27 protein-coding genes, 1 rRNA gene and 1 other annotated feature are annotated in these 26,444 nt (G+C 50.7%); of the genes, 14 read left to right on the forward strand and 14 right to left on the reverse strand.

Annotation, left to right across the window (positions count from 1 at the left end):
- Positions 1-573 precede the first annotated feature (573 nt).
- Positions 574-1,056 carry an SsrA-binding protein SmpB gene (smpB, locus tag OGV93_RS23690; protein ID WP_003031211.1) on the reverse strand — a complete coding sequence of 161 codons (483 nt, stop codon included), beginning with the start codon at positions 1,054-1,056 and terminating at the stop codon, positions 574-576.
- Between the two features lie 154 nt (positions 1,057-1,210).
- Between smpB and ratA the strand changes: the two genes are divergently transcribed.
- Together ratA and OGV93_RS23700 are read left to right on the forward strand one after the other, a co-directional pair.
- Positions 1,211-1,654 (forward strand): type II toxin-antitoxin system toxin RatA, encoded by a 444-nt coding sequence (gene ratA / locus OGV93_RS23695; protein ID WP_196406178.1) that lies wholly within the window; start codon positions 1,211-1,213, stop codon positions 1,652-1,654.
- Positions 1,638-1,934 carry an RnfH family protein gene (locus OGV93_RS23700; protein ID WP_003839823.1) on the forward strand — a complete coding sequence of 99 codons (297 nt, stop codon included), beginning with the start codon at positions 1,638-1,640 and terminating at the stop codon, positions 1,932-1,934. Before ratA ends, OGV93_RS23700 begins: the two co-directional genes overlap by 17 nt.
- A 50-nt stretch (positions 1,935-1,984) precedes the next feature.
- On the opposite strand, the gene bamE is transcribed toward OGV93_RS23700, so the two are convergent.
- From bamE to nadK, 3 genes are all read right to left on the reverse strand, one after another.
- Positions 1,985-2,329 (reverse strand): outer membrane protein assembly factor BamE, encoded by a 345-nt coding sequence (gene bamE, locus OGV93_RS23705; protein ID WP_003826401.1) that lies wholly within the window; start codon positions 2,327-2,329, stop codon positions 1,985-1,987.
- Between the two features lie 149 nt (positions 2,330-2,478).
- Positions 2,479-4,140: a DNA repair protein RecN gene (gene recN, locus OGV93_RS23710; RefSeq protein ID WP_019077416.1), complete on the reverse strand. Its 1,662-nt coding sequence runs from the start codon at positions 4,138-4,140 to the stop codon at positions 2,479-2,481.
- An 85-nt stretch (positions 4,141-4,225) separates the two neighbouring features.
- Positions 4,226-5,104, reverse strand: coding sequence for an NAD(+) kinase (gene nadK, locus OGV93_RS23715; protein WP_016154073.1), 879 nt, complete (start codon positions 5,102-5,104; stop codon positions 4,226-4,228).
- Between the two features lie 122 nt (positions 5,105-5,226).
- Between nadK and grpE the strand changes: the two genes are divergently transcribed.
- Positions 5,227-5,820: a nucleotide exchange factor GrpE gene (gene grpE / locus OGV93_RS23720; RefSeq protein WP_003031221.1), complete on the forward strand. Its 594-nt coding sequence runs from the start codon at positions 5,227-5,229 to the stop codon at positions 5,818-5,820.
- 50 nt (positions 5,821-5,870) lie between these two features.
- On the opposite strand, the gene OGV93_RS23725 is transcribed toward grpE, so the two are convergent.
- Together OGV93_RS23725 and OGV93_RS23730 are read right to left on the reverse strand one after the other, a co-directional pair.
- Complete coding sequence (locus OGV93_RS23725; protein WP_008324538.1) at positions 5,871-7,160, reverse strand: HlyC/CorC family transporter; 1,290 nt, start codon at positions 7,158-7,160, stop codon at positions 5,871-5,873.
- An 18-nt stretch (positions 7,161-7,178) separates the two neighbouring features.
- Positions 7,179-7,970, reverse strand: a complete 792-nt coding sequence (locus tag OGV93_RS23730; RefSeq protein WP_003031224.1) for a cytochrome C assembly family protein — start codon at positions 7,968-7,970, stop codon at positions 7,179-7,181.
- 165 nt (positions 7,971-8,135) lie between these two features.
- On the opposite strand from OGV93_RS23730, the gene ffh reads away from it, so the two are divergent.
- From ffh to rplS, 5 genes are all read left to right on the forward strand, one after another.
- Positions 8,136-9,497, forward strand: coding sequence for a signal recognition particle protein (gene ffh / locus OGV93_RS23735; RefSeq protein ID WP_003031226.1), 1,362 nt, complete (start codon positions 8,136-8,138; stop codon positions 9,495-9,497).
- A 253-nt stretch (positions 9,498-9,750) separates the two neighbouring features.
- A complete protein-coding gene (rpsP, locus tag OGV93_RS23740) occupies positions 9,751-9,999 on the forward strand; it encodes a 30S ribosomal protein S16 (protein ID WP_003031228.1) in 249 nt (82 codons plus the stop codon).
- Positions 10,000-10,017: 18 nt separating this feature from the next.
- Positions 10,018-10,566, forward strand: a complete 549-nt coding sequence (gene rimM, locus OGV93_RS23745; protein WP_003031230.1) for a ribosome maturation factor RimM — start codon at positions 10,018-10,020, stop codon at positions 10,564-10,566.
- A gap of 44 nt (positions 10,567-10,610) precedes the next feature.
- Positions 10,611-11,378: a tRNA (guanosine(37)-N1)-methyltransferase TrmD gene (gene trmD, locus OGV93_RS23750; RefSeq protein WP_016157187.1), complete on the forward strand. Its 768-nt coding sequence runs from the start codon at positions 10,611-10,613 to the stop codon at positions 11,376-11,378.
- 41 nt (positions 11,379-11,419) lie between these two features.
- Positions 11,420-11,767 (forward strand): 50S ribosomal protein L19, encoded by a 348-nt coding sequence (gene rplS / locus OGV93_RS23755; RefSeq protein WP_002914145.1) that lies wholly within the window; start codon positions 11,420-11,422, stop codon positions 11,765-11,767.
- Positions 11,768-11,894: 127 nt separating this feature from the next.
- On the opposite strand, the gene OGV93_RS23760 is transcribed toward rplS, so the two are convergent.
- The 4 genes from OGV93_RS23760 to OGV93_RS23775 all read right to left on the reverse strand — a co-directional run bounded on the left by OGV93_RS23760 (position 11,895) and on the right by OGV93_RS23775 (position 14,658).
- A complete protein-coding gene (locus tag OGV93_RS23760) occupies positions 11,895-12,377 on the reverse strand; it encodes an OmpA family protein (RefSeq protein ID WP_016154071.1) in 483 nt (160 codons plus the stop codon).
- 10 nt (positions 12,378-12,387) lie between these two features.
- Entirely contained in the window at positions 12,388-13,614 is a 1,227-nt protein-coding gene (gene dgcN / locus OGV93_RS23765) for a diguanylate cyclase DgcN/YfiN (protein WP_047414892.1), read from the reverse strand.
- Positions 13,607-14,125, reverse strand: a complete 519-nt coding sequence (gene yfiR, locus OGV93_RS23770) for a regulatory sequestration protein YfiR (protein ID WP_016157185.1) — start codon at positions 14,123-14,125, stop codon at positions 13,607-13,609. The genes dgcN and yfiR overlap by 8 nt, the downstream gene beginning before the upstream one ends.
- A gap of 158 nt (positions 14,126-14,283) precedes the next feature.
- A complete protein-coding gene (locus tag OGV93_RS23775) occupies positions 14,284-14,658 on the reverse strand; it encodes a DUF2799 domain-containing protein (protein ID WP_016157184.1) in 375 nt (124 codons plus the stop codon).
- 215 nt (positions 14,659-14,873) lie between these two features.
- On the opposite strand from OGV93_RS23775, the gene aroF reads away from it, so the two are divergent.
- Together aroF and tyrA are read left to right on the forward strand one after the other, a co-directional pair.
- Positions 14,874-15,944, forward strand: a complete 1,071-nt coding sequence (gene aroF, locus OGV93_RS23780; RefSeq protein ID WP_016154067.1) for a 3-deoxy-7-phosphoheptulonate synthase AroF — start codon at positions 14,874-14,876, stop codon at positions 15,942-15,944.
- A gap of 10 nt (positions 15,945-15,954) precedes the next feature.
- Positions 15,955-17,076: a bifunctional chorismate mutase/prephenate dehydrogenase gene (gene tyrA, locus OGV93_RS23785; protein ID WP_287110262.1), complete on the forward strand. Its 1,122-nt coding sequence runs from the start codon at positions 15,955-15,957 to the stop codon at positions 17,074-17,076.
- A gap of 101 nt (positions 17,077-17,177) precedes the next feature.
- Here the strand turns inward: tyrA and pheA are convergent, their stop codons facing one another.
- The 4 genes from pheA to bamD all read right to left on the reverse strand — a co-directional run bounded on the left by pheA (position 17,178) and on the right by bamD (position 19,933).
- On the reverse strand, positions 17,178-18,338 hold the full coding sequence (gene pheA, locus OGV93_RS23790) for a bifunctional chorismate mutase/prephenate dehydratase (RefSeq protein ID WP_016154065.1): 1,161 nt from the start codon (positions 18,336-18,338) through the stop codon (positions 17,178-17,180).
- Positions 18,339-18,360: 22 nt separating this feature from the next.
- Positions 18,361-18,486, reverse strand: a sequence feature (Phe leader region).
- Entirely contained in the window at positions 18,438-18,485 is a 48-nt protein-coding gene (gene pheL / locus OGV93_RS23795) for a pheA operon leader peptide PheL (RefSeq protein WP_100250063.1), read from the reverse strand. It overlaps the preceding feature by 48 nt.
- Before the next feature lie 102 nt (positions 18,487-18,588).
- Positions 18,589-18,927, reverse strand: coding sequence for a ribosome-associated translation inhibitor RaiA (raiA, locus tag OGV93_RS23800; RefSeq protein WP_003031244.1), 339 nt, complete (start codon positions 18,925-18,927; stop codon positions 18,589-18,591).
- A gap of 268 nt (positions 18,928-19,195) precedes the next feature.
- Positions 19,196-19,933 carry an outer membrane protein assembly factor BamD gene (gene bamD, locus OGV93_RS23805; RefSeq protein WP_016154064.1) on the reverse strand — a complete coding sequence of 246 codons (738 nt, stop codon included), beginning with the start codon at positions 19,931-19,933 and terminating at the stop codon, positions 19,196-19,198.
- Positions 19,934-20,064: 131 nt separating this feature from the next.
- Here bamD and rluD point away from each other — a divergent pair, with 131 nt between their 5' ends.
- The 4 genes from rluD (at position 20,065) to OGV93_RS23825 (ending at position 26,434) form a co-directional block, all read left to right on the forward strand.
- Positions 20,065-21,045 (forward strand): 23S rRNA pseudouridine(1911/1915/1917) synthase RluD, encoded by a 981-nt coding sequence (rluD, locus tag OGV93_RS23810; RefSeq protein ID WP_016154063.1) that lies wholly within the window; start codon positions 20,065-20,067, stop codon positions 21,043-21,045.
- Entirely contained in the window at positions 21,042-21,773 is a 732-nt protein-coding gene (gene yfiH / locus OGV93_RS23815) for a purine nucleoside phosphorylase YfiH (protein WP_049040321.1), read from the forward strand. Before rluD ends, yfiH begins: the two co-directional genes overlap by 4 nt.
- A gap of 129 nt (positions 21,774-21,902) precedes the next feature.
- Positions 21,903-24,476: an ATP-dependent chaperone ClpB gene (gene clpB / locus OGV93_RS23820; RefSeq protein WP_016154061.1), complete on the forward strand. Its 2,574-nt coding sequence runs from the start codon at positions 21,903-21,905 to the stop codon at positions 24,474-24,476.
- A 416-nt stretch (positions 24,477-24,892) separates the two neighbouring features.
- Positions 24,893-26,434: ribosomal RNA gene (locus OGV93_RS23825) — 16S ribosomal RNA — on the forward strand.
- The last annotated feature ends 10 nt before the right edge of the window (positions 26,435-26,444 follow it).

The following is a 26,444-nucleotide window of genomic DNA, read 5'->3' on the forward strand; positions in this document are numbered from 1 at the left end:
TCCTGATGGCATGCCGGGAGTATTAATCCGCAACAGCGCGCTGGGAAAATGAGCAGACAGGGGCTCCGTTCATCATAAAGATGAATTTACACATGTAATTTCATTGATTAGGTCACATAGATGTTAGTTTATTGATTAAATACGTCTGGGCCCTTTCGGCTGAATAGTTCTTTCGTATTAGATGATATAGTCAGAAAGAAAGTATTCTGCAACTTATCCATATTAAAAAAGTAATTAGTCATTTGAAAAGGATACTTTCCAGTTTGCTTTTAACGGTTGTTTTCATGGCAACTAATTGTATTTAAATGATTTTGTTTTTATTGAAATGAATGTCAATATAATAAACAATAGTAATAATAGTGTTATTAAATAAATGGAAATATGAATGCTATGGTCTTGAACTTTTATATTATTGGACTATAGACCGCAACGGTAATGGCAGGGGGTTTATTTCATATCTGAACGATTCAGCATAAATAAACTATAAACTCGGTGAATGTATTGTGTGGGTTTCGATAACTAAAAAATAAGAACCAGTCTCATGAGGAGAGACTGGTCACAGGGGAGTAGCATTTAGCGGCCAGCATTTTTCATGATACGCGCTTTATCTAACTGCCATTCGCGTTCTTTCACATCAGAGCGCTTGTCGTGCTGTTTCTTACCTTTCGCAACGCCAATTTTCACTTTGCACCAGGCATTCTTCCAGTACAACGAAAGCGCAACGACGGTATAACCATCACGATTCATACGACCATACAGGGAGTCGAGTTCACGCTGGTTTAACAACAGTTTACGGGTTCGGGTGGGGTCGCATACCACGTGTGTTGAGGCCACCGCCATTGGCGTGAAGTTGGCGCCAAACAGGAACGCTTCGCCGTCTTTGAGTATGACATAGCTGTCGCCGATGTTGGCTTTACCCGCGCGCAGGGATTTGACTTCCCAACCTTGCAGGGCGAGTCCTGCTTCGAACTCTTCTTCAATAAAGTATTCGTGTCGTGCGCGCTTGTTTAGCGCGATTGTGGCTGAGCCAGGTTTGTGTGCTTTTTTCTTCGTCATAATGCCGCTCAGTATAGGTAATCTGGAATCGAAAAACACCCCATTTCATCCAGCGGGGCGCAAGGCGCTATCTTAGCACGAGTTAGGCTATAGCGTTTTTTTTAGCGGGTGATAAATGGTATTATTTGTGTGATTGATATTGATGGGAATTGTTATGCCTCAGATTAGCCGGACCGCTTTAGTACCCTACAGTGCGGAACAGATGTATCAGCTAGTGAATGATGTTAAGTCCTATCCTCAGTTTTTGCCGGGTTGCACCGGTAGCCGCGTACTGGAGTCGACTCCGGGACAAATGACGGCCGCTGTGGATGTCTCGAAAGCAGGGATCAGTAAAACGTTCACCACGCGCAATCAACTGACCAGTAATCAGAGCATTCTGATGCATCTGGTCGATGGGCCGTTCAAGAAGCTGATTGGCGGCTGGAAGTTTACGCCACTGAGTCATGAAGCGTGTCGTATTGAATTTCACCTCGATTTTGAGTTCACCAATAAGTTAGTCGAGCTGGCGTTTGGCCGTATCTTTAAAGAACTGGCTTCAAATATGGTGCAGGCCTTCACGGTTCGCGCGAAAGAGGTTTACAGTGTCAGCGTCGGCTAAAATTGTCGTTGAAGTGGCGTACGCGCTACCCGAGAAACAGTATTTACAGCGCGTAACGCTGCAGCAGGGCGCAACGGTGGAAGAGGCTATCCGCGCTTCCGGGCTGCTGGAATTACGTACCGATATCGATCTCAGTAAAAATAAAGTGGGTATCTACAGCCGTCCGGTAAAGCTTGCTGATGTTCTGCATGACGGCGATCGGGTGGAAATTTACCGGCCACTGATTGCTGACCCAAAAGAGCTGCGCAGACAGCGAGCAGAGAAATCCGCTAAAAAGTAACAGACAATAAAAAAGGTGCTCATTGAGCACCTTTTTTTGATCTCTCAAACCTACTTGTTATCGGTCAAAGCGGGTTTGTTATCAATGTTGGTCAATACGCCGCTGCTGTTAAAGGTCAGCGTCAGCGTTTGCTGGGTTACGCCTTCATGTCCAGGTTGCTGACGGAACACATAAAACCAGGTGTTAGTGCCAAAAGGATCGGACATCATTGGTGTACCCAGAGCATAAGCAACCTGCTGTTGCGTCATACCCGTGCGCACTTTAGCGACATCGGTAGGTGTCAGATAATTTCCCTGGTTGATGTCAGGGCGGTAAACCACTCGCTCCAGAGTGGAACAGCCTGCAGTCAACATCAGTAGTACTGCTGCAGCAGCAGTCAGCGTTTTACAGCGCATAGTGATTTGATTCCTTTTCGGGCCCGAGCAGTACGCGGCTCATATGTAATATGCCGATGATAATAGACCTTTCACCACTTTAAAACCTTTTGCTGTCGGGTCGGTCGGCGATTTTATGTTGAACTCAGACCTTCACAAGGTAAAAAAGTTTATGCCGCCAGCAGTTCTTTTGCATTTGCGAGGGTATTGCGCGTCACTTCGCTACCGCCAAGTAGACGGGCTAATTCCTGCAGGCGAGCGCGTTTATCAAGCGGCTGCATGTGTGTTTCCGTCATCGCGCCATCTGTTTCTTTGCTGACATAGAAATGTTGATGACCACAGCCCGCAACCTGCGGCAGGTGAGTCACACACATTACCTGCGTTGACTCGCCCAACTGTCGCAACATTTTACCCACTACCGCAGCCGTCGGGCCGCTGATACCAACATCCACCTCATCGAAAATTAGCGCAGGCGTTTCCATCTTACGTGCTGTAATGACCTGAATAGCCAGCGCAATACGTGACAGTTCCCCGCCGGAAGCGACTTTCGCAATTGGCTGTAACGGCTGACCTGGGTTAGTGGTCACTTTAAACTCCACGCGGTCGGCACCGTCTGCGCTCAGATGGTGCTCCTCAAATTTCACATCAATGCAAAAGACACCGTGCGGCATCGAGAGAGCATGCATGCTCTCTGTAATAAGTTGTCCCAGTTCCTGCGCATAATGCTGACGCTGTTGGTGCAGCATTTTTGCCGTTTCCAGCGCCTGCAGGTGGTGATTGTTCACTGCCAGGGTTAAGGTTTCGAGCGAGTCGGCCTGATCGTCCAGTTGCTGTTGTTCATCCAGCAACGACTGATAGAACTGTGGCAGCACTTCAGGGGCAACATGATGTTTACGCGCCAACGAGATTTGCCTGGAGATACGCTGTTCGAGTTCGAACAAGCGGTTAGGGTCTAAATCCAGACGATCGCAATAGTGGCGCAGCTCGTCGCTGGCTTCGCTGAGCTGGATGGTGGCCTCTTCCAGCATATCCAGAATACCTGAAAGTTTGCCGTCCATGCCTGCCAGTTCAGTGACCAGGTGTTTTGCGGTGTACAGTTGGCTTTGCAGATTGATGTCTTCACCATCTGCCAGGATAGCCAGCGCCTGTTGGCTGGTGGTGAGTAATTGCCCACTGTTAGCCAGGCGCTTGTACTCTTCATCAATTTGCTCAAACTCACCCGGCTGCGGATTGAATTCGTTCAGTTCCTTTAACTGGTATTGCAACAATTCCGCCCGGGCTGCGCGTTCCAGGCTTTGTTGCTGATGATGCGCCAGGTCACGGCAACTTTGGTGCCATAGTTGGTAGCGCGCAGCCATTTCCTGGGTCAGAGACGCTTCATTGGCGTAACCATCAAGCAGGGATTTTTGGTGTTCTGATTTTGTCAGGAGCTGATGCGCATGCTGGCCATGGATTTGAATAAGTAACTGGCCCAGCTCGCGCAACTGCGATAACGGAACGGCGGTTCCGTTAATAAATCCACGGGAGCGGCCATCGCTGCTGATAACGCGACGCAGCAAACACTCACGGCCTTCCTCAAGCTGGTTCTCTTCCAGCCAGCGCAGGGCTGCGGGGGTATCTTTTAAGGCAAAACGGGCGCAGAGGTCGGCTCGCATGGCGCCTGCACGCACCATGTCTGCGTCTGCGCGTCCGCCCAGACACAAACCGAGAGCATCAATGGCAATGGATTTACCCGCACCGGTCTCACCGGTGATAACGGTCATTCCGTTCTGGAAATCGATCTCAAGTTCACGAACGATAGCAAAATTGCTGATGGTCAGTTGTGCCAACATAGCTGTTTTCCTGTATGAAAAACCATAACTGTGATTCCATACAGTATAAACTGGTTTTTTATACAGTAAAGAGGTTGGCGTTAAATTAGAATAATTTTTTTGACCAACCAAGCTTAGTGCTTAATGTGTTGAAATAGCTGTAATCTTTTGGATGTATCAGGTTCAGATGATAATCACAGCGGCGAATCAATACGTCTTCACCTTCCTGTATAGGTAGGGCGATTTGGCTGTCACAGCTGATCTCCAGATCGTTACGGCGATGGGAAAAGCGCAGGCGAATGGTGCTGCTACTGTTGATCACCAGCGGTCGCGCGGAAAGCGTATGCGGAAACATGGGTACCAGCGTAATGGCATCCAGAGAAGGCGTCAGAATTGGGCCTCCGGCAGAGAGCGAGTAGGCGGTAGAGCCGGTCGGCGTGGAGATAATCAGCCCATCTGAACGTTGGGAGAAGGCAAAAATTTCATCGATATAGACTTCAAATTCAATCATGTGCGCCACTTTCCCGGGGTGCAGCACAACTTCATTGATGGCAGTGCTAATGCGCTTCTGGCAATCCTGTTGACACACCTGAGCTTCGAGTAAAAAGCGCTTTTCGCTGATGTAGTGGCCTTCCAGCACGTCAGCTAACTGTTGTTGGGCATTGTCTGGGTCAAGGTCGGTCAAAAAACCGAGGTTGCCGCGGTTAATGCCAATAACCTTGATGTCATAACGTGCCAGGGTGCGTGCGGCGCCCAGCATATTGCCGTCGCCGCCGACTACCACGGCGAGGTCTGCCTGTTGGCCAATTTCTGCGAGCGTGCCGGTTTTCACATTTTTCAGCTGCAGTTCGTGGGCGATTTGTTGCTCAACGATAACCTCATAACCTTTGGTGCACAGCCAACGGTAGAGCATTTCATGTGTGGTCAGTGCAGTGGGGTGACGTGGATGCCCCACAATGCCAATACACTTGAAATGTTTGTTCATTTTCTCGAGGTCCTTGTAACGAAGATTAGTGACAATGTGAGTACTTCCCTTGAATCCCTGAATCTGATCCCCATAATAAGCCAAGTTAGCGAGATGAATGCGAAAAAAACGCGGAGAAATTCATGAGTAGTAAAGAACAGAAAACGCCTGAGGGGCAAGCCCCGGAAGAAATTATCATGGATCAGCACGAAGAAGTTGAGGCGGTTGAATCAGACGCTTCTGCTGAGCAGGTGGATCCGCGCGATGAAAAAATTGCGAATCTGGAAGCTCAGCTTGCTGAGGCCGAAACTCGCGAGCGCGACAGTGTGTTGCGTATCAAAGCGGAAATGGAAAACCTGCGTCGTCGTACCGAACTGGACGTAGAAAAAGCGCATAAGTTTGCGCTGGAAAAATTCGTCAACGAACTGCTGCCGGTGCTGGATAGCCTGGACCGCGCGCTGGAAGTTGCGGATAAAGATAATGACGCTATGGCGGCGATGGTTGAAGGTATTGAGCTGACCCGTAAGTCAATGCTGGATGTCGTGGCGAAGTTTGGTGTACAGGTGGTTGCGGATATCGATGTGCCGATGGACCCGAACGTGCACCAGGCAATTGCAATGGTAGAGTCTGACGACGTTGCTGCCGGTAATGTGCTGATGGTAATGCAGAAAGGCTATACGCTGAACGGACGTACCATCCGCGCCGCGATGGTCTCTGTGGCGAAAGCCAAAGGCTAATCAGCCTTCAGGCCGGGTAATGCTCACGCGCTACCCGGCCTGAATTACTCTCACTGGTCCGACACGCTTTCCCGTAGCGGTTTGACCGGCAATACCTGCACCTGTTTAATCATATTGTCCTGCACGTCGAGAATATCGATATCGTACTGTCCAATGCGCACACGCGTGCCGGCAACCGGGATCTCTTCCAGCGCTTCAAGAATAATACCATTCACGGTACGTGCGTCATCTTCCGGCAGGTGCCAGTTAAACGCCTTATTGATTTCACGAACGTTGGCGCTGCCGTCAATGATCACCGAGCCATCATTCTGCGGCGTTACCTCTTCGGCAAGCGTGGGTGACATTGAAGTGGTGAAGTCGCCGACAATCTCTTCCAGAATATCTTCGACCGTGACCAGCCCCTGAATATCGCCATATTCATTAACAACCAGACCCACTTTCTTCTTGTTTCGCTGAAACTTAATGAGCTGGGTGCTGAGAGGCGTACCTTCCGGGACGTAATAAATTTCGTCGGCGGCACGTAACATGGTCTCTTTGGTGAACTCTTTTTTCTCTGCCATCAATCGCCAGGCTTCACGTACGCGCAGCATACTGATGGCGTCGTCCAGCGAGTCGCGGTACAGCACAATACGGCCGTGTGGAGAGTGCGAAAGCTGACGCACGATTGACTTCCAGTCATCGTTAATATCAATGCCGATGATTTCGTTACGCGGGATCATGATGTCATCGACGCTGACTTTTTCCAGATCCAGCACTGACAGCAGCATATCCTGGTTACGGCGTGAAATTTGCGAGCGCGATTCATTCACCAGCGTTCGCAGTTCATCTTTACTCAGCGAACCGCTCACCACGATATCCGTTTTGATGCCCATCATGCGCATAAGTAGCCGCGTGATGGTGTTGAGTAGCCACACCAACGGCATCATCAGAATCTGCAGTGGAGCCAGCAGTACACTGCTCGGATAGGCGACTTTTTCTGGATACAGCGCAGCAATAGTCTTGGGCAGTACTTCGGCAAAAACCAGCACGACAAACGTCAGTACCCCAGTGGCAATGGCGACACCCGCATCGCCATACAGGCGCATACCGACAATGGTGCCGAGCGCGGAGGCCAGAATATTCACCAGATTATTACCGATGAGCACCAGGCTTATCAGGCGGTCCGGCTTACGAAGTAGCTTTTCAACGCGTTTTGCCTGACGATTCCCCTGCTTGGCCCGATGACGTAGACGATAGCGATTCAGGGTCATCATTCCGGTTTCAGAACCGGAAAAATAGGCGGAAATGACCACCATGATGAGAAGTGTGACAATGAGCGTGGTGGTGGAGATGTGTTCCACGTAGGGTTCCTTAAAGATTTAACTCACGAACTGCTGCAGGATACGACTGCCGAAATAGGCCAGCGTTAGAATGCCTGCGCCTGCGACGTTAAACCATACGACGCGACGTCCGCGCCAGCCTTCATGGTAATGCCCCCACAACAGAACGATATAGACAAACCATGCCACGATAGAGAGAACGGCTTTATCAATGTTCTCGGTACTGAACAGGTTATGCATGTAAAACAGGCCTGTGCACAGGGTGAGCGTCAGCAGAACCACGCCAATTTGGGTGATATGAAACATTTTCCGCTCAATACTCATTAGCGGCGGCATCTCATTGCTGAAGGCCAGTTTTTTGTTTTTCAACTGGTAGTCGATCCATGCCAGTTGCAGCGCATAGAGTGCGGCGATAATCAGCGTGGCGTAAGCGAATAGCGATAGCCCGATGTGAATCATCATGCCCGGCGTAGCTTCGAGATGGGTGATGAACTCGTTCGGCATAAACGTGGCGAAGGCCAGGTTGATTAGCGCAAAGGCGTAGACAATGGGCAGCAATAGCCAGCCACGATTGCGGGAAGCGACAATAGTCATTACCGTACAGATCATCAGGCTAACCAGCGAGCCGACGTTCAACAGACTCAGGTTTTGTCCGCTTTCACCGCCGGGCAGAATTCGCGCTTCCAGGGCGATAGCATGACTTACCAGCGCGACGACCGCAGAGAGAATAGCCATACGCCGCCAGCCGCTGTTTTTTTGCAGCAGAGCGGGAATAATCAGCGCAAGGCTGACTGAGTAGGCGACAAGGGCGAGCAGAGCAAAAACGGGCATATAGGTGTCGACAGTTGGCCAGTGATAAAGAAAAGCAGTATAGCGTTACGTGACCGCTGCTCCAACCGTTGCATAACAACAAAGGCGGCTTCATGTTATACTGCGACAAATTTCTGTTGATGTGTCGCTGTCGCGACCGACCGTTTCCACCCCAGGCGAGAGACAATGTTTGATAATTTAACCGATCGTTTGTCGCGCACGCTGCGCAATATCAGTGGCCGTGGACGCCTTACTGAAGACAACGTTAAAGAGACGCTGCGCGAAGTGCGCATGGCGCTGCTGGAGGCTGACGTAGCGCTGCCGGTAGTGCGTGAGTTTATCAATCGCGTAAAAGAGAAAGCGGTTGGTCATGAAGTTAACAAAAGCCTGACGCCGGGTCAGGAGTTCGTCAAGATTGTCCGTAACGAACTGGTTGCGGCAATGGGCGAAGAAAACCAGACCCTGAATCTGGCTGCACAGCCGCCAGCCGTTGTGCTGATGGCTGGTCTGCAGGGGGCGGGTAAAACGACCAGCGTCGGTAAGCTGGGGAAATTCCTGCGTGAGAAGCACAAGAAGAAAGTGCTGGTGGTCTCCGCGGACGTTTATCGCCCGGCGGCGATAAAACAGCTGGAAACGCTGGCCGAGCAGGTCGGTGTGGACTTCTTCCCGTCGGATGTCGGCCAGAAGCCGGTCGATATCGTTAACGCCGCGCTGAAAGAAGCCAAACTCAAATTCTACGACGTGCTGCTGGTGGATACCGCCGGTCGCCTGCACGTTGATGAAGCGATGATGGACGAAATCAAACAGGTCCACGCTTCTATTAAGCCGGTTGAAACGCTGTTTGTGGTCGATGCCATGACCGGTCAGGATGCCGCGAATACCGCAAAAGCCTTCAACGAAGCGCTGCCGTTAACCGGTGTCGTGCTGACCAAAGTTGATGGTGATGCTCGTGGTGGTGCGGCGCTCTCTATTCGTCATATCACCGGCAAGCCGATTAAATTCCTCGGCGTCGGCGAGAAAACCGAAGCGCTGGAGCCGTTCCACCCGGATCGTATTGCTTCGCGTATTCTCGGCATGGGTGACGTGCTGTCGCTGATCGAAGATATCGAAAGCAAGGTTGACCGCGCGCAGGCAGAGAAATTAGCCAGCAAGCTGAAAAAAGGCGACGGCTTCGATCTCAACGATTTCCTTGAGCAGCTCAACCAGATGAAAAACATGGGCGGCATGGCAAGCCTGATGGGCAAGCTGCCGGGCATGGGGCAGATCCCAGACAACGTGAAATCGCAGATGGACGATAAAGTGCTGGTGCGTATGGAAGCCATCATCAACTCGATGACGATGAAAGAACGCGCTAAGCCGGAAATCATCAAAGGTTCCCGTAAACGCCGTATTGCTGCCGGCTGCGGTATGCAGGTACAGGACGTAAACCGCCTTCTGAAACAGTTCGACGACATGCAGCGCATGATGAAGAAAATGAAGAAAGGCGGTATGGCGAAGATGATGCGTGGCATGAAGGGTATGATGCCGCCAGGCTTCCCTGGTAGATAAATATATCGGGCTACCTAATTTGCCTTTTTGACGCCGGGGTGGGCTCGAAATGCTCACGTACTGCATGTACGTTCCGCTTTCTGCGCACACACCGACGCCAAACTGGCTGCAATGGTAATGCCCAAGTATAAAGCCTCATCACATGTTGATTGCTTTTTTCCCAGAAATCAGTAAAATTTTCGGGCTTTTAATATGACACCCGGGCTCCGTTCCTCGATGGGGCCTGGGTGTTTTATTCACACAAGAGGATGTTATGGTTACTATTCGTTTAGCTCGTCACGGCGCTAAAAAGCGTCCGTTCTACCAGGTTGTTGTTACCGACAGCCGTAATGCACGCAACGGTCGCTTCATCGAGCGCGTTGGCTTCTTTAACCCAATCGCTAGCGAAAAAGAAGAAGGCACTCGCCTGGATCTGGATCGCATCGCTCACTGGGTTGGCCAGGGCGCGACTATTTCTGATCGCGTAGCTACGCTGATCAAAGCAGCAAACAAAGCAGCTTAATCTGTCACGGTGGTCATGATGAGCAAGCAACTCGCCGCGCAGGCTCCTGTGGAACCCATCGTTTTGGGGAAAATGGGGTCTTCTTACGGTATCCGTGGTTGGCTCAGAGTGTTTTCTTCCACTGAAGACGCCGAAAGCATTTTTGACTATCAGCCCTGGTTTATCCAGAAGGCGGGTCAGTGGCAGCAAGTACAGCTGGAAAGCTGGAAGCACCACAATCAGGATCTGATCATCAAGCTGAAAGGCGTTGACGATCGTGATTCGGCGAATCTACTGACTAATTGCGAAATTGTCGTGGATTCCTCGCAGTTGCCAGCGCTGGAAGATGGTTCCTACTACTGGAAAGACCTTATGGGCTGCCAGGTAGTGACCACTGAAGGTTACGATCTCGGTAAAGTCGTCGATATGATGGAAACCGGTTCGAATGACGTCATTGTCATTAAGGCAAACCTGAAAGATGCGTTTGGTATCAAGGAACGTCTTGTACCGTTCCTCGATGGGCAGGTTATCAAGAAAGTCGATCTCGCTACTCGTACTATCGAAGTAGATTGGGATCCTGGTTTTTAAACCACCGGATAAACGGTAAAAGTCGGCGTTATGGGGATTGGCTTGTGTTTATAGGTATCGTTAGCCTGTTTCCAGAAATGTTCCGCGCAATTACCGATTACGGGGTAACTGGCCGGGCAGTAAAAAATGGCCTGCTGAACATCCAGAGCTGGAGTCCTCGTGACTTTACTCATGACCGGCACCGTACCGTGGACGATCGTCCTTACGGCGGCGGACCGGGGATGCTAATGATGGTGCAACCTTTACGGGACGCCATTCATGCAGCAAAAGCTGCGGCTGGTGAAGGCGCAAAGGTGATTTATCTGTCACCTCAGGGACGCAAGCTTGATCAAGCGGGCGTTAGCGAACTGGCCACGAATCAAAAGCTGATTCTGGTGTGTGGTCGCTATGAAGGAATAGATGAGCGCGTGATTCAAACCGAAATTGACGAAGAATGGTCAATCGGCGATTACGTTCTCAGCGGTGGTGAGTTACCGGCAATGACGCTGATCGACTCCGTTTCTCGGTTTATTCCGGGAGTTCTGGGTCATGAAGCTTCGGCAATCGAAGATTCGTTTGCTGACGGGTTGCTGGATTGCCCGCACTATACCCGACCTGAAGTGTTAGAACAGATGGAAGTACCGGCAGTGTTACTGTCGGGGAACCACGCTGAGATACGTCGCTGGCGTTTAAAACAGTCGCTGGGCCGGACCTGGCTTAGAAGACCTGAACTTCTGGAAAACCTGGCTCTGACTGAAGAGCAAGCAAGGTTGCTGGCGGAGTTCAAAACGGAACACGCACAACAGCAGCATAAACATGATGGGCTGGTCTGAGACCCCCAAATATCAGTTTACCCAGGATAAGAGATTAAATTATGAGCAACATTATTAAGCAACTTGAACAAGAGCAGATGAAGCAGGACGTACCTTCCTTCCGTCCGGGTGATACCGTGGAAGTGAAAGTATGGGTTGTTGAAGGTTCCAAAAAACGTCTGCAGGCATTCGAGGGCGTGGTTATCGCTATTCGTAACCGCGGTCTGCACTCTGCATTCACTGTTCGTAAAATTTCCAACGGCGAAGGCGTTGAGCGTGTCTTCCAGACTCACTCTCCGGTAGTTGACAGCATTGCTGTTAAACGTCGTGGTGCTGTTCGTAAAGCTAAACTGTACTACCTGCGTGAGCGCACTGGTAAGTCTGCTCGTATCAAAGAGCGTCTTAACTAAGATTCGCGCAAGCGACATCCTGTTAGAAAAGGGCTGGCCGAAAGGCTGGCCCTTTTTTTATTCCGACCTTACTCTTTTGTTTTATTGCAATTGGATGACTGCGCGGCGCGCAGCCAGTTGAAGACTTTTACGGCGTAGCGATCACGACTGCAACCCGGCGGTTTTCAGCACGACCTTTTGACGTCTGATTACTGGCGATCGGGTATTTTTTCCCGAGTCCCTGCGTTGTCAGATTAGTGCGGGGAATGTTGGCGCCCTGTGCCCACGCATCGGCAACCACATTCGCGCGTTTGAGCGACAGCGCTTCGTTGTAGCTGTCTTCGCCGTAGTTATCGGTATGACCATCCATACGCGCATGGTTTAGCCCGGTAGCTGCCAGTTTGGATGCCATTTCCTGGATCTGCTTTTCACTTTCAGGGCGGAGCTTATAGTCGTTTTTGTCAAACAGGATGTTGTCAGACAGACCAAGAGACCAGTCTCCGGAAGCTTCGGTAAATCCGTACGATTTCATGGCTGCAATTTGCTCCGGGGTAAATTTTCCCTGAGGTGCCTGACAGCCTGCCAAAATCAGTAAAAGCAGAAGGAAAGGGGATGATAGACGTTTTAGCATGTGTAAGTCCTTATTTTTTAATAATGCGTTCAGAACGCAAATTTTTGGCCTGATACATATTTTTATCGGCAAGTTCTTGTAATTTCTCGGCAGAGGCATGTTCCCACGTCAGCGCAAAACCAATGCTGAGAGTCATGCTTGCCTGATGACCGTTATGCAGGTCAAAAGGTCGGTTAAACTCGTGTGACAGTGCCGCACATATCCGCTGAACTTCGTATTCAGAGTGAACGCTGTACAGCACCATAGCGAACTCATCGCCGCCAAGTCTGTAGGGGTGATGTCGATTACCACCAAACTCGGACAGCCTGTTTGCAACTTCAATCAGGACCCGATCCCCCGCTGCGTGGCCCCAGGTATCATTAATAAATTTAAAATTATCACCATCAAGGAATAACAGTGCGGAGCTGCTGTGGGCGGCATGGTCATTCATCAGGGCGTTAATGCTGCTGCGAAATGCGGCGCGATTCGCCAGGCCGGTCAGCGGATCGTGTAGCGCCGTACGCAAAAGCTGGGCGTTCTTTGCCTGCAGTTTAAGTTGCCACTCCTCCATCTCGTCCAGCAGACTATTAAAATCCTGGGCAAAAAGGTGAAACTCTTCAATGCGCTCTTCTGAAACGCGCCGTGAAAAGTTACGGTTGGTACGAACATCATGTACCACCTCGGTTATATTTTGCAGGGCTTCCACGACGCCATTATGTAAATAACGAGTGAGCATTAATGCAATGCCAGAGGCCAACAGAATGCACCCGGTAAGGACAGCCAGCGATAAATAGATGAAATGGCTGATAACACTATCGCGCGCAGTCAATCGCACTTCGCCGATGACGTTGCCATTATGCAAAATAGGTTGAGTGACCGGTTGTGGGAACAGCCAGTGGCTGATAAGTCCGCTGATTTTTTCAGTGGTATCCTGCGCGTTATAGCGCCAGGTGGCGATCACCTTCTGGTTTTTATTACGAACTTCTGCAACGGAAAATTGCCCCTGCTGGCCTAGTGCTGCCAGCGTTTCAGTTGCTGCGACGCCATCAGAAAAAACTAATGCTGCTTCAAGCGTGCGGGTCATGGTTGCAGCGGTCAGATCCAGGTTCTTTTGCGCATACTGTCTCAATGCCAGCACCGAAGAAATGCTGAGCAGCAGCCAGATCAGCGTCATAGTTACCAGAACGCTGATTATGCTGATACGCCGTAATGTCCGCTTAAACGTCGGGCGTGTTATGGGAGAATGGCCCTTATCCATGCTTCTGATTCCGTGCAAGCATTAATACGTCCGGACTGACCCTTACGCCACTGCGTGAAAGGGAATCCATATTTACGGAAAATCTCACATCTTCATCTTTAATTATGAGGCAAAAGGCGCTGCCAATAACGCATTCGGGGTTCTGTTCGGCAATTAATAGCAATGCCTTAGACGGATATTTATTCTTTAATTCCACCTGATAAGTAGGGGATTCTTTTCCAAAATAAAAACCGTCACACTGCGAAACTAATATTTCTTGTTCCGTACGAATGATGACGGGAAGATAGGGTAATGCTCCGGCACTGGTATCTCCCAGGACACTGGAAAAACGCGATGAAGAGAAAATACACAGTTTGGGGGGCCCGGACAGTGCAGGCCAGCGCGTATAACTGACGATGCCGGAAACCATAGCGCGTACAGATTTTGCTTCTTCCGTAACGCTTTGGGCGTACAGCGGTAATCCGGTCAGGAGCAGTGCCAGTAGAAGTATGAGTCGGTAAGAATAGCTCATGAATAGTTACCTACCAGCGTTTGCCGTAAAACGTCGAAATACATTCAAGATTATTTAGGACAAAATAACATTATTTTCCTAAGCCGTCATTATGCCAGGTGGAAAGCTATTAGTGATTTAAGTTAAATCTTAGTAATTTATAAAATATAAGCTATTGTTTAATTTAATCTTATTGAGGTGGCACCTTCGTTTGCTCCTTTTTGCCAGGCACTGTGTAACTGGTCAATATTTTCGACCGTATCACAACTTGGGGGAAAGGTTTTCCCGGTCAAACCTCTGGCGTAAACAAAATCCGGCTGGCAGATTTTACGTTGTCCCTCGGCATAACCCTTAAGATATTCCGTACGATCGACTTCGGGGTCATTGTAGTTGTCGGCAAGAGTTTCATTATCTTTAACGGCATACCCCGAAATGGCATCTTGTATTCCGGCGTCGTACCAGGCGGTTCCCGTCCATGTGGGGGCGTGGGTATAAGGATCTATCTGACACCCGCTAAGAAGTAATAGAAATAGGGTGCTGATGAGTTGCTTCATTGCCTGTACTCCCTCGTTTTTTTAAGCATAGTGGATCTTAATACCGGATGGTGTAAATTTTAATGTACGAAATGGAGGGCGTATTCTGTCATTAAAGTGTTTGTTGTAAATTAAAATTTACGGTTTGTGGATTGAAATCTTTACCTGTTGTGTTATCGTTATCACCTCCTCGCTGAGGATCAACTATCGCAAACGAGCTAAACAGGATCACCACCATGCAAAAAGACGCGCTGAACAACGTACATATTACCGACGAACAGGTTCTGATGACTCCGGAGCAACTGAAAGCTGAATTCCCGCTGAGCCAGGCGCAAGAAGCGCAAATCTCCCAGTCGCGTAAAACCATTTCAGATATTATCTCTGGTCGCGATCCGCGCCTGCTGGTGGTATGTGGCCCGTGTTCCATTCACGATCCTGAAATGGCTATTGAGTACGCTCGTCGGTTTAAAGCCCTTGCCGCAGAGGTCAGCGATAGCCTCTACCTGGTGATGCGCGTCTATTTTGAAAAACCCCGTACCACCGTCGGCTGGAAAGGGTTAATTAACGATCCTCATATGGATGGCTCTTTTGATGTTGAAGCCGGCCTGAAAATTGCGCGTCAGCTGCTGCTTGAACTGGTGAATATGGGACTACCGCTGGCAACTGAAGCGCTGGATCCCAATAGCCCGCAATACCTTGGCGATCTGTTTAGCTGGTCTGCAATCGGTGCGCGTACCACGGAATCGCAGACTCACCGCGAAATGGCTTCCGGTCTTTCGATGCCGGTCGGCTTTAAGAACGGTACTGACGGTAGCCTGGCGACCGCCATTAACGCGATGCGCGCGGCGGCACAGTCGCACCGCTTTGTTGGTATTAACCAGGCTGGACAGGTTGCACTGCTGCAAACTCAGGGTAACCCGGACGGTCACGTGATCCTGCGCGGTGGTAAAGCGCCGAACTACAGCCCGGCAGATGTCGCCCAGTGCGAAAAAGAGATGGAGCAGGCGGGACTACGACCTTCTCTGATGGTAGATTGCAGTCATGGTAACTCCAATAAAGATTACCGCCGCCAGCCTGCCGTGGCTGAATCCGTGATTGCACAAATCAAAGATGGCAATCGCTCGATCATTGGCTTGATGATTGAAAGTAATATTCACGAAGGCAACCAGTCTTCTGAACAGCCGCGTAGCGAAATGAAATACGGCGTGTCTGTAACTGATGCCTGCATTAGCTGGGAAATGACGGATGCGCTACTGCGTGAAATTAGCCAGGATTTAAACGGCCAGCTGTCGGCGCGTGTAGCATAAGAGGTTGGTTATGGTTGCTGAATTGACCGCATTACGCGATCAAATTGATGAAGTCGACAAGGCGCTGCTGGGTTTACTGGCACGTCGCCTGGAGCTGGTGGCCGAAGTCGGTGAAGTAAAAAGCCGCTTTGGGCTGCCTATCTACGTGCCGGAACGGGAAGCCTCTATGCTGGCCTCCCGCCGGGCGGAAGCGGAAGCCCTTGGCGTGCCGCCGGACCTGATTGAAGATGTGCTGCGCCGGGTTATGCGCGAGTCTTACTCCAGTGAGAACGACAAAGGATTTAAAACGCTTTGTCCTTCTCTGCGACCGGTGGTGATTGTCGGCGGCGGCGGTCAGATGGGACGTCTGTTCGAAAAAATGCTCACCCTGTCAGGTTATCAGGTACGGATCCTGGAACAGCAGGACTGGGATCGTGCGCCGGAGATCGTCTCTGATGCTGGCATGGTGATCGTCAGCGTGCCGATCCACGTCACTGAGCAGGTAATCGCCAAATTACCGCGTCTGCCGTCCGACTGCATCCTGGTGGATCTGGCTTCGGTGAAAAATGATCCTTTGCAGGCGATGCTGGCGGCGCACGACGGCCCGGTGGTGGGATTACACCCCATGTTTGGCCCGGACAGCGGCAGTCTGGCAAAGCAGGTCGTCGTCTGGTGTGACGGACGCCAGCCGGAAGCTTATCAGTGGTTTCTGGAACAGATTCAGGTATGGGGCGCGCGACTGCATCGGATCAGTGCTGTTGAACACGACCAGAACATGGCATTTATTCAGGCATTGCGTCACTTTGCGACCTTTGCTTACGGTCTGCATTTAGCGGAAGAGAATGTTCAACTGGAGCAGTTACTGGCACTCTCTTCGCCAATTTATCGCCTTGAACTGGCGATGGTCGGACGTCTGTTTGCCCAGGATCCGCAGCTCTATGCCGATATCATTATGTCGTCTGAGAGTAACCTTGCGCTGATCAAACGCTACTACCAACGTTTTGGTGAGGCGATCGGTTTACTGGAGCAGGGCGATAAGCAAGCGTTCATCGACAGCTTCCGTAAGGTGGAGCACTGGTTTGGTGATTATGCGAAACGCTTCCAGAACGAAAGCCGTACTTTGTTGCGTCAGGCTAACGATAGTCGCCAATAAATACGATGCTGGATGGCAACGCTGATGCGTTGTATCAGTCATACAAGGATCGGCTAAATAGAATGCCGGATAAGCGTAGCGCCATCCGGCATTGTCAAACGTTAGCTTGGATCGACCGGCACCACATTCTCACTTGGATAGCAGCCAAGTACTTTCATCGAGCGCGTAATCTCACCTAACTCCTTCAATGCTTTTTGCATCTGGGGTGATTCCAGGTTGGCCTGGATATCAAGATAAAACATTTCCTCCCAGGGATTGCCGTGAATCGGGCGTGACTCCAGTTTAGTCATAATCAGATTATGGTTGCGCAGTACCAGCAGCGCTTCTACCAGCGCACCGGCTTGTTGTCCTGTCGCCATCAGCAACGTGGTTTTTGCTGGCACCTGATCGGAAACATTGATTGCCTTGCGCGCCAGTACCACGAAGCGGGTGATGTTTTGCGTCTGATTAGCTTCGATATGCTCGAGAACCTGCAAACCGTATAGTACGCCTCCGGCTTCGCTCCCCAGAGCCGCCACGCGCGGTGAGTTAGCCTGCGCAACTTTTTCCATCGCCGCCGAGGTGCTTTCGGTGTACTCAATCTTCCAGTGCGGGTAACGACTCAGGAATTTGCTGCACTGCTGGAATGGCTGCGGATGGCTATATACCGTTTCAATGGTCTCGAGATCTGTCGTGCCGGACACCAGTAGGCAGTGGTCAATCGTGATAGTCATCTCGCCAACGATAGACAGGCTGGTGTGCTGTAGCAGGTCGTAAACGTCGTTAATCCCACCGGAACTGGTGTTTTCAATCGGAACCACTGCGTAGTCAGCTTGTCCGGTTTCGACCTGATTAAAGATATCGGCAAATTTCGCGCAGCCGCTTTCTATAAATTGTTCAAAATGGCGGGCAGCATACTGGCGTGCGGCAAGATGAGAATATGACCCTTTTGGCCCAAGGAAAGCAACGCGTGCTGAGTGCGGGTTAATTTTGTTCAGATGCTGCTGGAGCAGTGCCTGCTGAGTCAGGACGGAGTCTTCGATTATGAGCTGGAACAGGCGAGTGATGTAGTGAGCATCAAGATGATGTGCTTTGCCAAGCTGAATCAGTCGGTCCAACAGATCGCGCTCACGGTCGATATCACGAACTGGACGATGTGAAAGGAGCTTAGCTTTGCCAACTTCTACGGCCAGTCCACGTCGCTCAGCCAGCAGGGCCAGTAATTTTTCATCCAGCGTGCTGATCTTATCGCGCAGCGCCAGCAATGGGTTTTCCGATGTCATAGTGTTGCCTTTCTTGTTATCAATAAAAAAGGCCCCCCGTTGTGGGAGGCCTTATTGTTCGTCTTCGCATTCTTTATCACACGACGAAACGCCTCCCATTCAGGGGAAGGTAAAAAAGAATGCGAAGAAGAACGGGACAAGTTTCATGTAATTTTCCTTTGGCTACGTCAGTAAAGTACCCGTACTGTTTTCACCCTGTCAACAAAAAACGCGCCCGGAGGCGCGTTGGCGATACACTCAATGTAAGGGACTACTCTTCTTCTGCTTCGACGAAGTTGGCGTCTTTGACTGAAGTTGTTGCACGACGGGCTTCGCCTTTGTGCTGCACTTTATTGAGCTGCCGTTCCAGCTTGTTGATCAAATCGTTAATTGCGGTGTACATATCCTCGTGTTTTGCGCTGGCGACCAGATGTCCGTTCGGTGTATTGATGGTGGCATCAGCAATGAAACCCTGCGGCTCCTTAGACAGAATGATATGTGGATTAATCAGATGAGTTTGCCATTTTTCGAGTTTGGCGAGACGGTCTGCGACATGCTGGCGAATTGCCGGAGTAATTTCCATTTGTTTACTGGTAATGTTCATTGTCATAAATTTTACCTCTTGTCTTTCCCGTCTTGGTGATTCCAGCATACCGTTCCTAATGTCAAAATGTGTGATGTTAATCACATTTTTTTGTCGCTTTTTGTCAAGAAAACCTTTTTGTGAGGCACCGCAGGAACAAGCGATTTTTTACTTGAGGAATACCTGAAAGCAGGCCATATTTGATGAGATGCGTTGCAGCTAAACCGCTTCAGTTGTGGCGTTTACGGATAAAAAAACGGCAGCCTTTGGGCTGCCGTTTGCATTCTGAGATAAATCAGGTATTGCTGCTGTTGGCGGCAATGATTTTCGCTACTTTTTCTGCCTGCGCATTCATCTGCATCTGGCGATAAGCATTTTCCATTAACGGCAGGGCATTGCGTGTTGCCTGGGTATCCGGGAAGTCGCGCAGCATGCCTTCCACACGGTTTACCACGGCAACCCATGCACCGCGGGCAGTGTAGTATTCCACAACGGAATATTCATACTTCGCCAGACGGTCTTTCAGGAATACCAGACGTTTGGTGGCGTCAGTGGTGTACTGGCTGTTCGGATAGCCACGTACCAGTTTGGAAAAGTCATTAAACGCAGCTCGGGCATGTTGCGGATCGCGATCGCTGCGATCAACACCAAAGAATCCTTGCAGTGCGCTATCATCCAGCGCCATATTGGTCAGGCCACGCATATACATGACATAATCAATGTTAGGGTGTGTCGGGTTAAGACGAATAAAACGATCGATGGCAGCCTGAGCAAGTGGCAGATCGGCGTTTTTGTAGTAGGCGTAGATGAGATCTAATTGCACCTGCTGAGAATACGGTCCAAATGGATAACGGTTATCCAACGCTTCTAATTGCGTTATTGCCTGTTTCCAGTTACCGTCCTGCAGCTTTTGCTGAGCAGTCGCGTAGATTTCATTTGGCGGATTATCGGGCACCTCTTCCTTTGAACCAGAGCAACCCGCCAAAAACAGGCTCAACGTGGCTGCTGCCACCAGATATTTCATGCGCGTCATGACGTTTTGACTTTCCTCAAAATGTTTTACGGGAGATTCTCTGTTCCTGCTCCCGGTTAAGACCAGCTACAATAGCACACTATATTAAACGGCAAAGCCGTAAAACCCAACGTTAAACGAAGAAGCAGTTTATGGCACAACGAGTAGAACTCACCGCAACAGTCTCCGAAAATCAGCTCGGTCAACGCTTAGATCAGGCTTTGGCCGAATTGTTCCCTGATTATTCGCGATCGCGCATAAAAGAATGGATCCTTGACCAGCGCGTACTGGTAAATGGCAATCTTTGCGATAAACCGAAAGAAAAAGTGTTGGGTGGAGAGCGCGTCTCCATCACTGCAGAAATTGATGAAGAGGTTCGTTTTGAACCTCAGGATATCCCACTGGATATCGTTTATGAAGATGATGATATTCTTGTCATCAACAAACCCCGTGACCTCGTAGTGCATCCGGGCGCCGGTAATCCTGATGGCACGGTATTGAATGCATTACTGCATTACTACCCGCCAATCGCGGATGTTCCACGTGCTGGTATCGTGCACCGTCTGGATAAAGACACGACCGGATTAATGGTGGTGGCAAAAACCGTTCCGGCGCAAACGCGTCTGGTGGAGTCGCTGCAGCTGCGTGAAATTACCCGTGAGTACGAAGCCGTGGCGATTGGTCATATGACGGCAGGCGGAACCGTTGAGGAACCGATTAGCCGCCACCCGACTAAGCGTACGCACATGGCGGTACACCCGATGGGGAAACCGGCGGTGACGCACTATCGCATTATGGAACACTTCCGTGTGCACACGCGTCTGCGGCTGCGTCTGGAAACCGGACGTACGCACCAGATCCGCGTGCACATGGCGCATATCACCCATCCGCTGGTGGGCGATCAGGTCTACGGCGGTCGTCCGCGTCCACCGAAAGGCGCTTCTGACGAATTTATCTCCGTGCTGCGTAAGTTCGATCGTCAGGCGCTGCACGCGACTATGCTGCGTTTATATCACCCAATTTCAGGTATCGAAATGGAATGGCACGCACCGATTCCACAAGATATGGTGCAATTGATTGAAGTGATGCGCGCTGATTTCGAAGAACATAAGGATGATATTGCCTGGCTATGAGTAAGCTAATTGTCCCGCAGTGGCCGATACCGCAAGGTGTTGTGGCGTGTAGTTCTACCCGTATTGGCGGTGTTAGCATGCCGCCTTATGATTCGCTGAATCTGGGCGCCCATTGCGGCGACAACCCGGAGCATGTTGAAGAGAACCGCAAGCGGCTGTTTGCTGCGGGCAATCTGCCGTCAAAGCCAGTCTGGCTGGAGCAGGTCCACGGTAAGGATGTCCTGAAACTGACCGGCGAGCCTTATGCCTCCAAACGTGCGGATGCTTCTTACAGCAATACGCCTGGCACCGTGTGTGCAGTGATGACGGCCGACTGTCTGCCGGTGCTGTTTTGCAATCGCGCTGGAACGGAAGTCGCGGCGGCACATGCGGGTTGGCGCGGATTATGCGCAGGCGTGCTGGAAGAGACGGTGGCGTGTTTTGCCGACAAACCTGAAAACATTATTGCCTGGCTAGGCCCGGCGATTGGCCCGAACGCGTTTGAAGTGGGAGCAGAAGTTCGCGCAGCGTTCATGGCGAAAGATCCGCAAGCGGACCTCGCATTTGTACCGCATGGTGATAAATATCTGGCGAATATTTACCAGCTTGCGCGTCAGTGTCTGGCAAATATCGGAGTAGAGAACATCTACGGTGGCGACCGTTGCACCTTCAGCGAAAGTGAGACGTTCTTCTCTTATCGTCGCGACAATACCACGGGTCGTATGGCAAGTTTTATTTGGCTGATATAACCTAAAGAATCAAGACGATCCGGTACGTGTAATTTTCTTTTCACATAATTCAGGTCATTCACCTTGAATAATTGAGGGATGACCTCATTTAATCTCCAGTAGCAATTTTGACCTGTTATGGGAGGAGTTATGCGTCTGGATCGTCTTACTAATAAATTCCAGCTTGCTCTTGCCGATGCCCAGTCACTCGCATTGGGGCACGACAATCAATTCATCGAACCACTTCATCTAATGAGCGCCTTGCTGAATCAGGAAGGGGGATCGGTACGTCCTTTATTAACGTCTGCTGGCATTAATGCTGGCCAGTTACGTACAGCCATTGACCAGGCGTTGAGCCGGTTGCCGCAGGTAGAAGGTACCGGCGGTGATGTGCAGCCTTCTCAGGATCTGGTGCGTGTACTGAATCTTTGCGACAAGCTGGCGCAAAAACGTGGGGACAACTTTATTTCGTCAGAACTGTTCGTACTGGCGGCGCTTGAGTCACGCGGTACGCTGACCGATTTACTAAAATCAGCAGGTGCGACGACCGCGAATATCACTCAGGCAATTGAACAAATGCGTGGAGGTGAAAGCGTGAATGACCAGGGGGCTGAAGACCAACGTCAGGCCTTGAAAAAATATACCGTCGACCTGACCGAACGTGCCGAGCAGGGCAAACTCGATCCGGTTATCGGGCGTGATGAAGAAATTCGCCGTACCATTCAGGTACTGCAGCGTCGTACTAAAAATAACCCGGTGTTAATCGGCGAACCAGGTGTTGGTAAAACGGCCATCGTTGAAGGGCTGGCCCAACGAATTATCAATGGTGAAGTGCCGGAAGGCTTAAAAGGTCGCCGTGTGCTGGCGCTGGATATGGGCGCGCTGGTGGCTGGGGCCAAATATCGTGGTGAGTTTGAAGAACGCTTAAAAGGCGTGCTGAACGATCTCTCGAAACAGGAAGGCAATGTCATCCTGTTTATTGATGAGCTGCATACCATGGTTGGGGCGGGTAAAGCCGATGGCGCAATGGACGCCGGGAACATGCTGAAACCTGCGCTGGCACGCGGGGAACTGCACTGTGTAGGCGCAACAACGCTTGATGAATATCGCCAGTACATCGAAAAAGATGCGGCACTGGAACGTCGTTTCCAGAAAGTATTTGTAGCCGAACCTTCAGTAGAAGACACCATCGCGATTCTGCGTGGCCTGAAAGAACGTTATGAGCTGCACCACCATGTGCAGATCACTGACCCGGCGATTGTTGCGGCAGCTACGCTGTCTCACCGCTATATTGCCGATCGTCAGTTGCCGGACAAAGCTATCGACCTTATCGATGAGGCGGCATCCAGCATTCGTATGCAGATTGACTCCAAGCCGGAGGAACTCGACAGACTCGACCGCCGTATTATCCAGCTCAAACTGGAACAGCAGGCATTAATGAAAGAGTCTGATGAGGCGAGTAAAAAACGTCTCGATATGCTCAACGAAGAGCTGGACGATAAAGAGCGCCAGTATTCTGAATTAGAAGAAGAGTGGAAAGCTGAAAAAGCATCCCTTTCGGGAACGCAAACTATCAAGGCTGAGCTGGAGCAGGCGAAAATCGCCATCGAACAGGCGCGTCGTGTCGGCGACCTGGCGCGGATGTCTGAACTGCAGTACGGCAAAATTCCTGAACTGGAAAAACAGCTGGAAGCAGCCACCCAGTCTGAAGGCAAAACCATGCGTCTGCTGCGTAATAAAGTCACGGATGCAGAAATTGCAGAAGTGCTGGCGCGCTGGACCGGGATCCCGGTTGCTCGCATGCTGGAAGGCGAACGGGAAAAACTGTTGCGTATGGAGCAGCAGTTGCACAGCCGCGTGATTGGCCAGAACGAAGCGGTGGAAGCCGTTTCTAACGCCATCCGTCGTAGCCGTGCTGGCTTGTCCGATCCGAATCGCCCGATTGGTTCGTTCTTGTTCCTCGGCCCAACCGGTGTCGGTAAAACTGAACTGTGCAAAGCGCTGGCAAACTTTATGTTCGACAGTGATGATGCCATGGTGCGTATCGATATGTCCGAGTTTATGGAGAAACACTCGGTGTCTCGTCTGGTCGGGGCGCCTCCGGGATATGTCGGCTATGAGGAAGGTGGATATCTGACAGAAGCGGTACGTCGTCGTCCTTACTCTGTCATCCTGCTGGATGAAGTGGAGAAAGCGCACCCGGATGTGTTCAATATTCTGTTGCAGGTGCTTGATGATGGTCGTCTGACTGACGGGCAGGGGAGAACGGTCGACTTCCGTAATACGGTTGTCATCATGACCTCGAACCTGGGGTCCGATCTGATTCAGGAACGCTTCGGTGAGCTGGATTACGGCCACATGAAGGATATGGTCTTGGGCGTCGTGAGCCATAATTTCCGCCCGGAATTCATCAACCGTATAGATGAAGTTGTTGTATTCCATCCGTTGGGTGAGCAGCACATTGCTTCTATTGCACAGATCCAACTGCAACGTCTGTACAAACGTCTGGAAGAGCGTGGCTATGAAATCCATATCTCTGACGAGGCGCTTAAACTGCTGAGTGCGAATGGTTACGATCCGGTGTATGGCGCACGTCCACTCAAACGTGCTATCCAGCAACAGATCGAAAACCCGCTGGCGCAGCAAATTCTGTCTGGTGAGCTGATTCCTGGCAAAACGATTCGGCTGGAAGTGAATGACGATCGCATTGTGGCAGTGCAGTAAGTCACAAAACGACAATAAACGAGCCCTGTGGGGCTCGTTTTTGTTTAAAAACAAAGCAAAAATCAATGTAATGGTTGAAAAGTAGTCGCTTGATAAGTTTTTTGTATTTTTAACTTGTCAGCCTGAAATAACTCCCTATAATGCGCCTCCACTGACACGGAACAACGGATTACAAACCGCCGGGTCAGCGGAGAAAAGCGAAAATAAACGCTTGACTCTGCAGCGGGATGGCGTAATATGCACACCCCGCGCCGCTGAGAAAAAGCGAAGCGGCACTGCTCTTTAACAATTTATCAGACAATCTGTGTGGGCACTCGAAGATACGGATTCTTAACGTCGCAAGACGAAAAATGAATACCAAGTCTCTGAGTGAACACGTAATTCATTACGAAGTTTAATTCACGAGCATCAAACTTAAATTGAAGAGTTTGATCATGGCTCAGATTGAACGCTGGCGGCAGGCCTAACACATGCAAGTCGAACGGTAGCACAGAGGAGCTTGCTCCTTGGGTGACGAGTGGCGGACGGGTGAGTAATGTCTGGGAAACTGCCCGATGGAGGGGGATAACTACTGGAAACGGTAGCTAATACCGCATAACGTCGCAAGACCAAAGAGGGGGACCTTCGGGCCTCTTGCCATCGGATGTGCCCAGATGGGATTAGCTAGTAGGTGGGGTAACGGCTCACCTAGGCGACGATCCCTAGCTGGTCTGAGAGGATGACCAGCCACACTGGAACTGAGACACGGTCCAGACTCCTACGGGAGGCAGCAGTGGGGAATATTGCACAATGGGCGCAAGCCTGATGCAGCCATGCCGCGTGTATGAAGAAGGCCTTCGGGTTGTAAAGTACTTTCAGCGAGGAGGAAGGTGTTGTGGTTAATAACCACAGCAATTGACGTTACTCGCAGAAGAAGCACCGGCTAACTCCGTGCCAGCAGCCGCGGTAATACGGAGGGTGCAAGCGTTAATCGGAATTACTGGGCGTAAAGCGCACGCAGGCGGTCTGTCAAGTCGGATGTGAAATCCCCGGGCTCAACCTGGGAACTGCATCCGAAACTGGCAGGCTAGAGTCTTGTAGAGGGGGGTAGAATTCCAGGTGTAGCGGTGAAATGCGTAGAGATCTGGAGGAATACCGGTGGCGAAGGCGGCCCCCTGGACAAAGACTGACGCTCAGGTGCGAAAGCGTGGGGAGCAAACAGGATTAGATACCCTGGTAGTCCACGCCGTAAACGATGTCGACTTGGAGGTTGTGCCCTTGAGGCGTGGCTTCCGGAGCTAACGCGTTAAGTCGACCGCCTGGGGAGTACGGCCGCAAGGTTAAAACTCAAATGAATTGACGGGGGCCCGCACAAGCGGTGGAGCATGTGGTTTAATTCGATGCAACGCGAAGAACCTTACCTACTCTTGACATCCAGAGAACTTAGCAGAGATGCTTTGGTGCCTTCGGGAACTCTGAGACAGGTGCTGCATGGCTGTCGTCAGCTCGTGTTGTGAAATGTTGGGTTAAGTCCCGCAACGAGCGCAACCCTTATCCTTTGTTGCCAGCGGTCCGGCCGGGAACTCAAAGGAGACTGCCAGTGATAAACTGGAGGAAGGTGGGGATGACGTCAAGTCATCATGGCCCTTACGAGTAGGGCTACACACGTGCTACAATGGCATATACAAAGAGAAGCGACCTCGCGAGAGCAAGCGGACCTCATAAAGTATGTCGTAGTCCGGATTGGAGTCTGCAACTCGACTCCATGAAGTCGGAATCGCTAGTAATCGTGGATCAGAATGCCACGGTGAATACGTTCCCGGGCCTTGTACACACCGCCCGTCACACCATGGGAGTGGGTTGCAAAAGAAGTAGGTAGCTTAACCTTCGGGAGGGCGCTTACCACTTTGTGATTCATGACTGGGGTGAAGTCGTAACAAGGTAACCGTAGGGGAACCTGCGGTTGGATCACCTCCTTACCTTAAAGAA

Source organism: Citrobacter sp. Cb031, assembly GCF_030336725.1.
In the GTDB taxonomy this organism is placed as follows: domain Bacteria; phylum Pseudomonadota; class Gammaproteobacteria; order Enterobacterales; family Enterobacteriaceae; genus Citrobacter; species Citrobacter braakii.

Bases quoted from the DNA above. Each gene is read 5' to 3' on its own strand.
- smpB (WP_003031211.1), bottom strand. From the start codon at position 1,056: ATGACGAAGAAAAAAGCACACAAACCTGGCTCAGCCACAATCGCGCTA.
- ratA (WP_196406178.1), top strand. From the start codon at position 1,211: ATGCCTCAGATTAGCCGGACCGCTTTAGTACCCTACAGTGCGGAACAG.
- bamE (WP_003826401.1), bottom strand. From the start codon at position 2,329: ATGCGCTGTAAAACGCTGACTGCTGCTGCAGCAGTACTACTGATGTTG.
- recN (WP_019077416.1), bottom strand. From the start codon at position 4,140: ATGTTGGCACAACTGACCATCAGCAATTTTGCTATCGTTCGTGAACTT.
- nadK (WP_016154073.1), bottom strand. From the start codon at position 5,104: ATGAACAAACATTTCAAGTGTATTGGCATTGTGGGGCATCCACGTCAC.
- grpE (WP_003031221.1), top strand. From the start codon at position 5,227: ATGAGTAGTAAAGAACAGAAAACGCCTGAGGGGCAAGCCCCGGAAGAA.
- OGV93_RS23730 (WP_003031224.1), bottom strand. From the start codon at position 7,970: ATGCCCGTTTTTGCTCTGCTCGCCCTTGTCGCCTACTCAGTCAGCCTT.
- ffh (WP_003031226.1), top strand. From the start codon at position 8,136: ATGTTTGATAATTTAACCGATCGTTTGTCGCGCACGCTGCGCAATATC.
- rpsP (WP_003031228.1), top strand. From the start codon at position 9,751: ATGGTTACTATTCGTTTAGCTCGTCACGGCGCTAAAAAGCGTCCGTTC.
- rimM (WP_003031230.1), top strand. From the start codon at position 10,018: ATGAGCAAGCAACTCGCCGCGCAGGCTCCTGTGGAACCCATCGTTTTG.
- rplS (WP_002914145.1), top strand. From the start codon at position 11,420: ATGAGCAACATTATTAAGCAACTTGAACAAGAGCAGATGAAGCAGGAC.
- OGV93_RS23760 (WP_016154071.1), bottom strand. From the start codon at position 12,377: ATGCTAAAACGTCTATCATCCCCTTTCCTTCTGCTTTTACTGATTTTG.
- dgcN (WP_047414892.1), bottom strand. From the start codon at position 13,614: ATGGATAAGGGCCATTCTCCCATAACACGCCCGACGTTTAAGCGGACA.
- yfiR (WP_016157185.1), bottom strand. From the start codon at position 14,125: ATGAGCTATTCTTACCGACTCATACTTCTACTGGCACTGCTCCTGACC.
- OGV93_RS23775 (WP_016157184.1), bottom strand. From the start codon at position 14,658: ATGAAGCAACTCATCAGCACCCTATTTCTATTACTTCTTAGCGGGTGT.
- aroF (WP_016154067.1), top strand. From the start codon at position 14,874: ATGCAAAAAGACGCGCTGAACAACGTACATATTACCGACGAACAGGTT.
- tyrA (WP_287110262.1), top strand. From the start codon at position 15,955: ATGGTTGCTGAATTGACCGCATTACGCGATCAAATTGATGAAGTCGAC.
- pheA (WP_016154065.1), bottom strand. From the start codon at position 18,338: ATGACATCGGAAAACCCATTGCTGGCGCTGCGCGATAAGATCAGCACG.
- raiA (WP_003031244.1), bottom strand. From the start codon at position 18,927: ATGACAATGAACATTACCAGTAAACAAATGGAAATTACTCCGGCAATT.
- bamD (WP_016154064.1), bottom strand. From the start codon at position 19,933: ATGACGCGCATGAAATATCTGGTGGCAGCAGCCACGTTGAGCCTGTTT.
- rluD (WP_016154063.1), top strand. From the start codon at position 20,065: ATGGCACAACGAGTAGAACTCACCGCAACAGTCTCCGAAAATCAGCTC.
- yfiH (WP_049040321.1), top strand. From the start codon at position 21,042: ATGAGTAAGCTAATTGTCCCGCAGTGGCCGATACCGCAAGGTGTTGTG.
- clpB (WP_016154061.1), top strand. From the start codon at position 21,903: ATGCGTCTGGATCGTCTTACTAATAAATTCCAGCTTGCTCTTGCCGAT.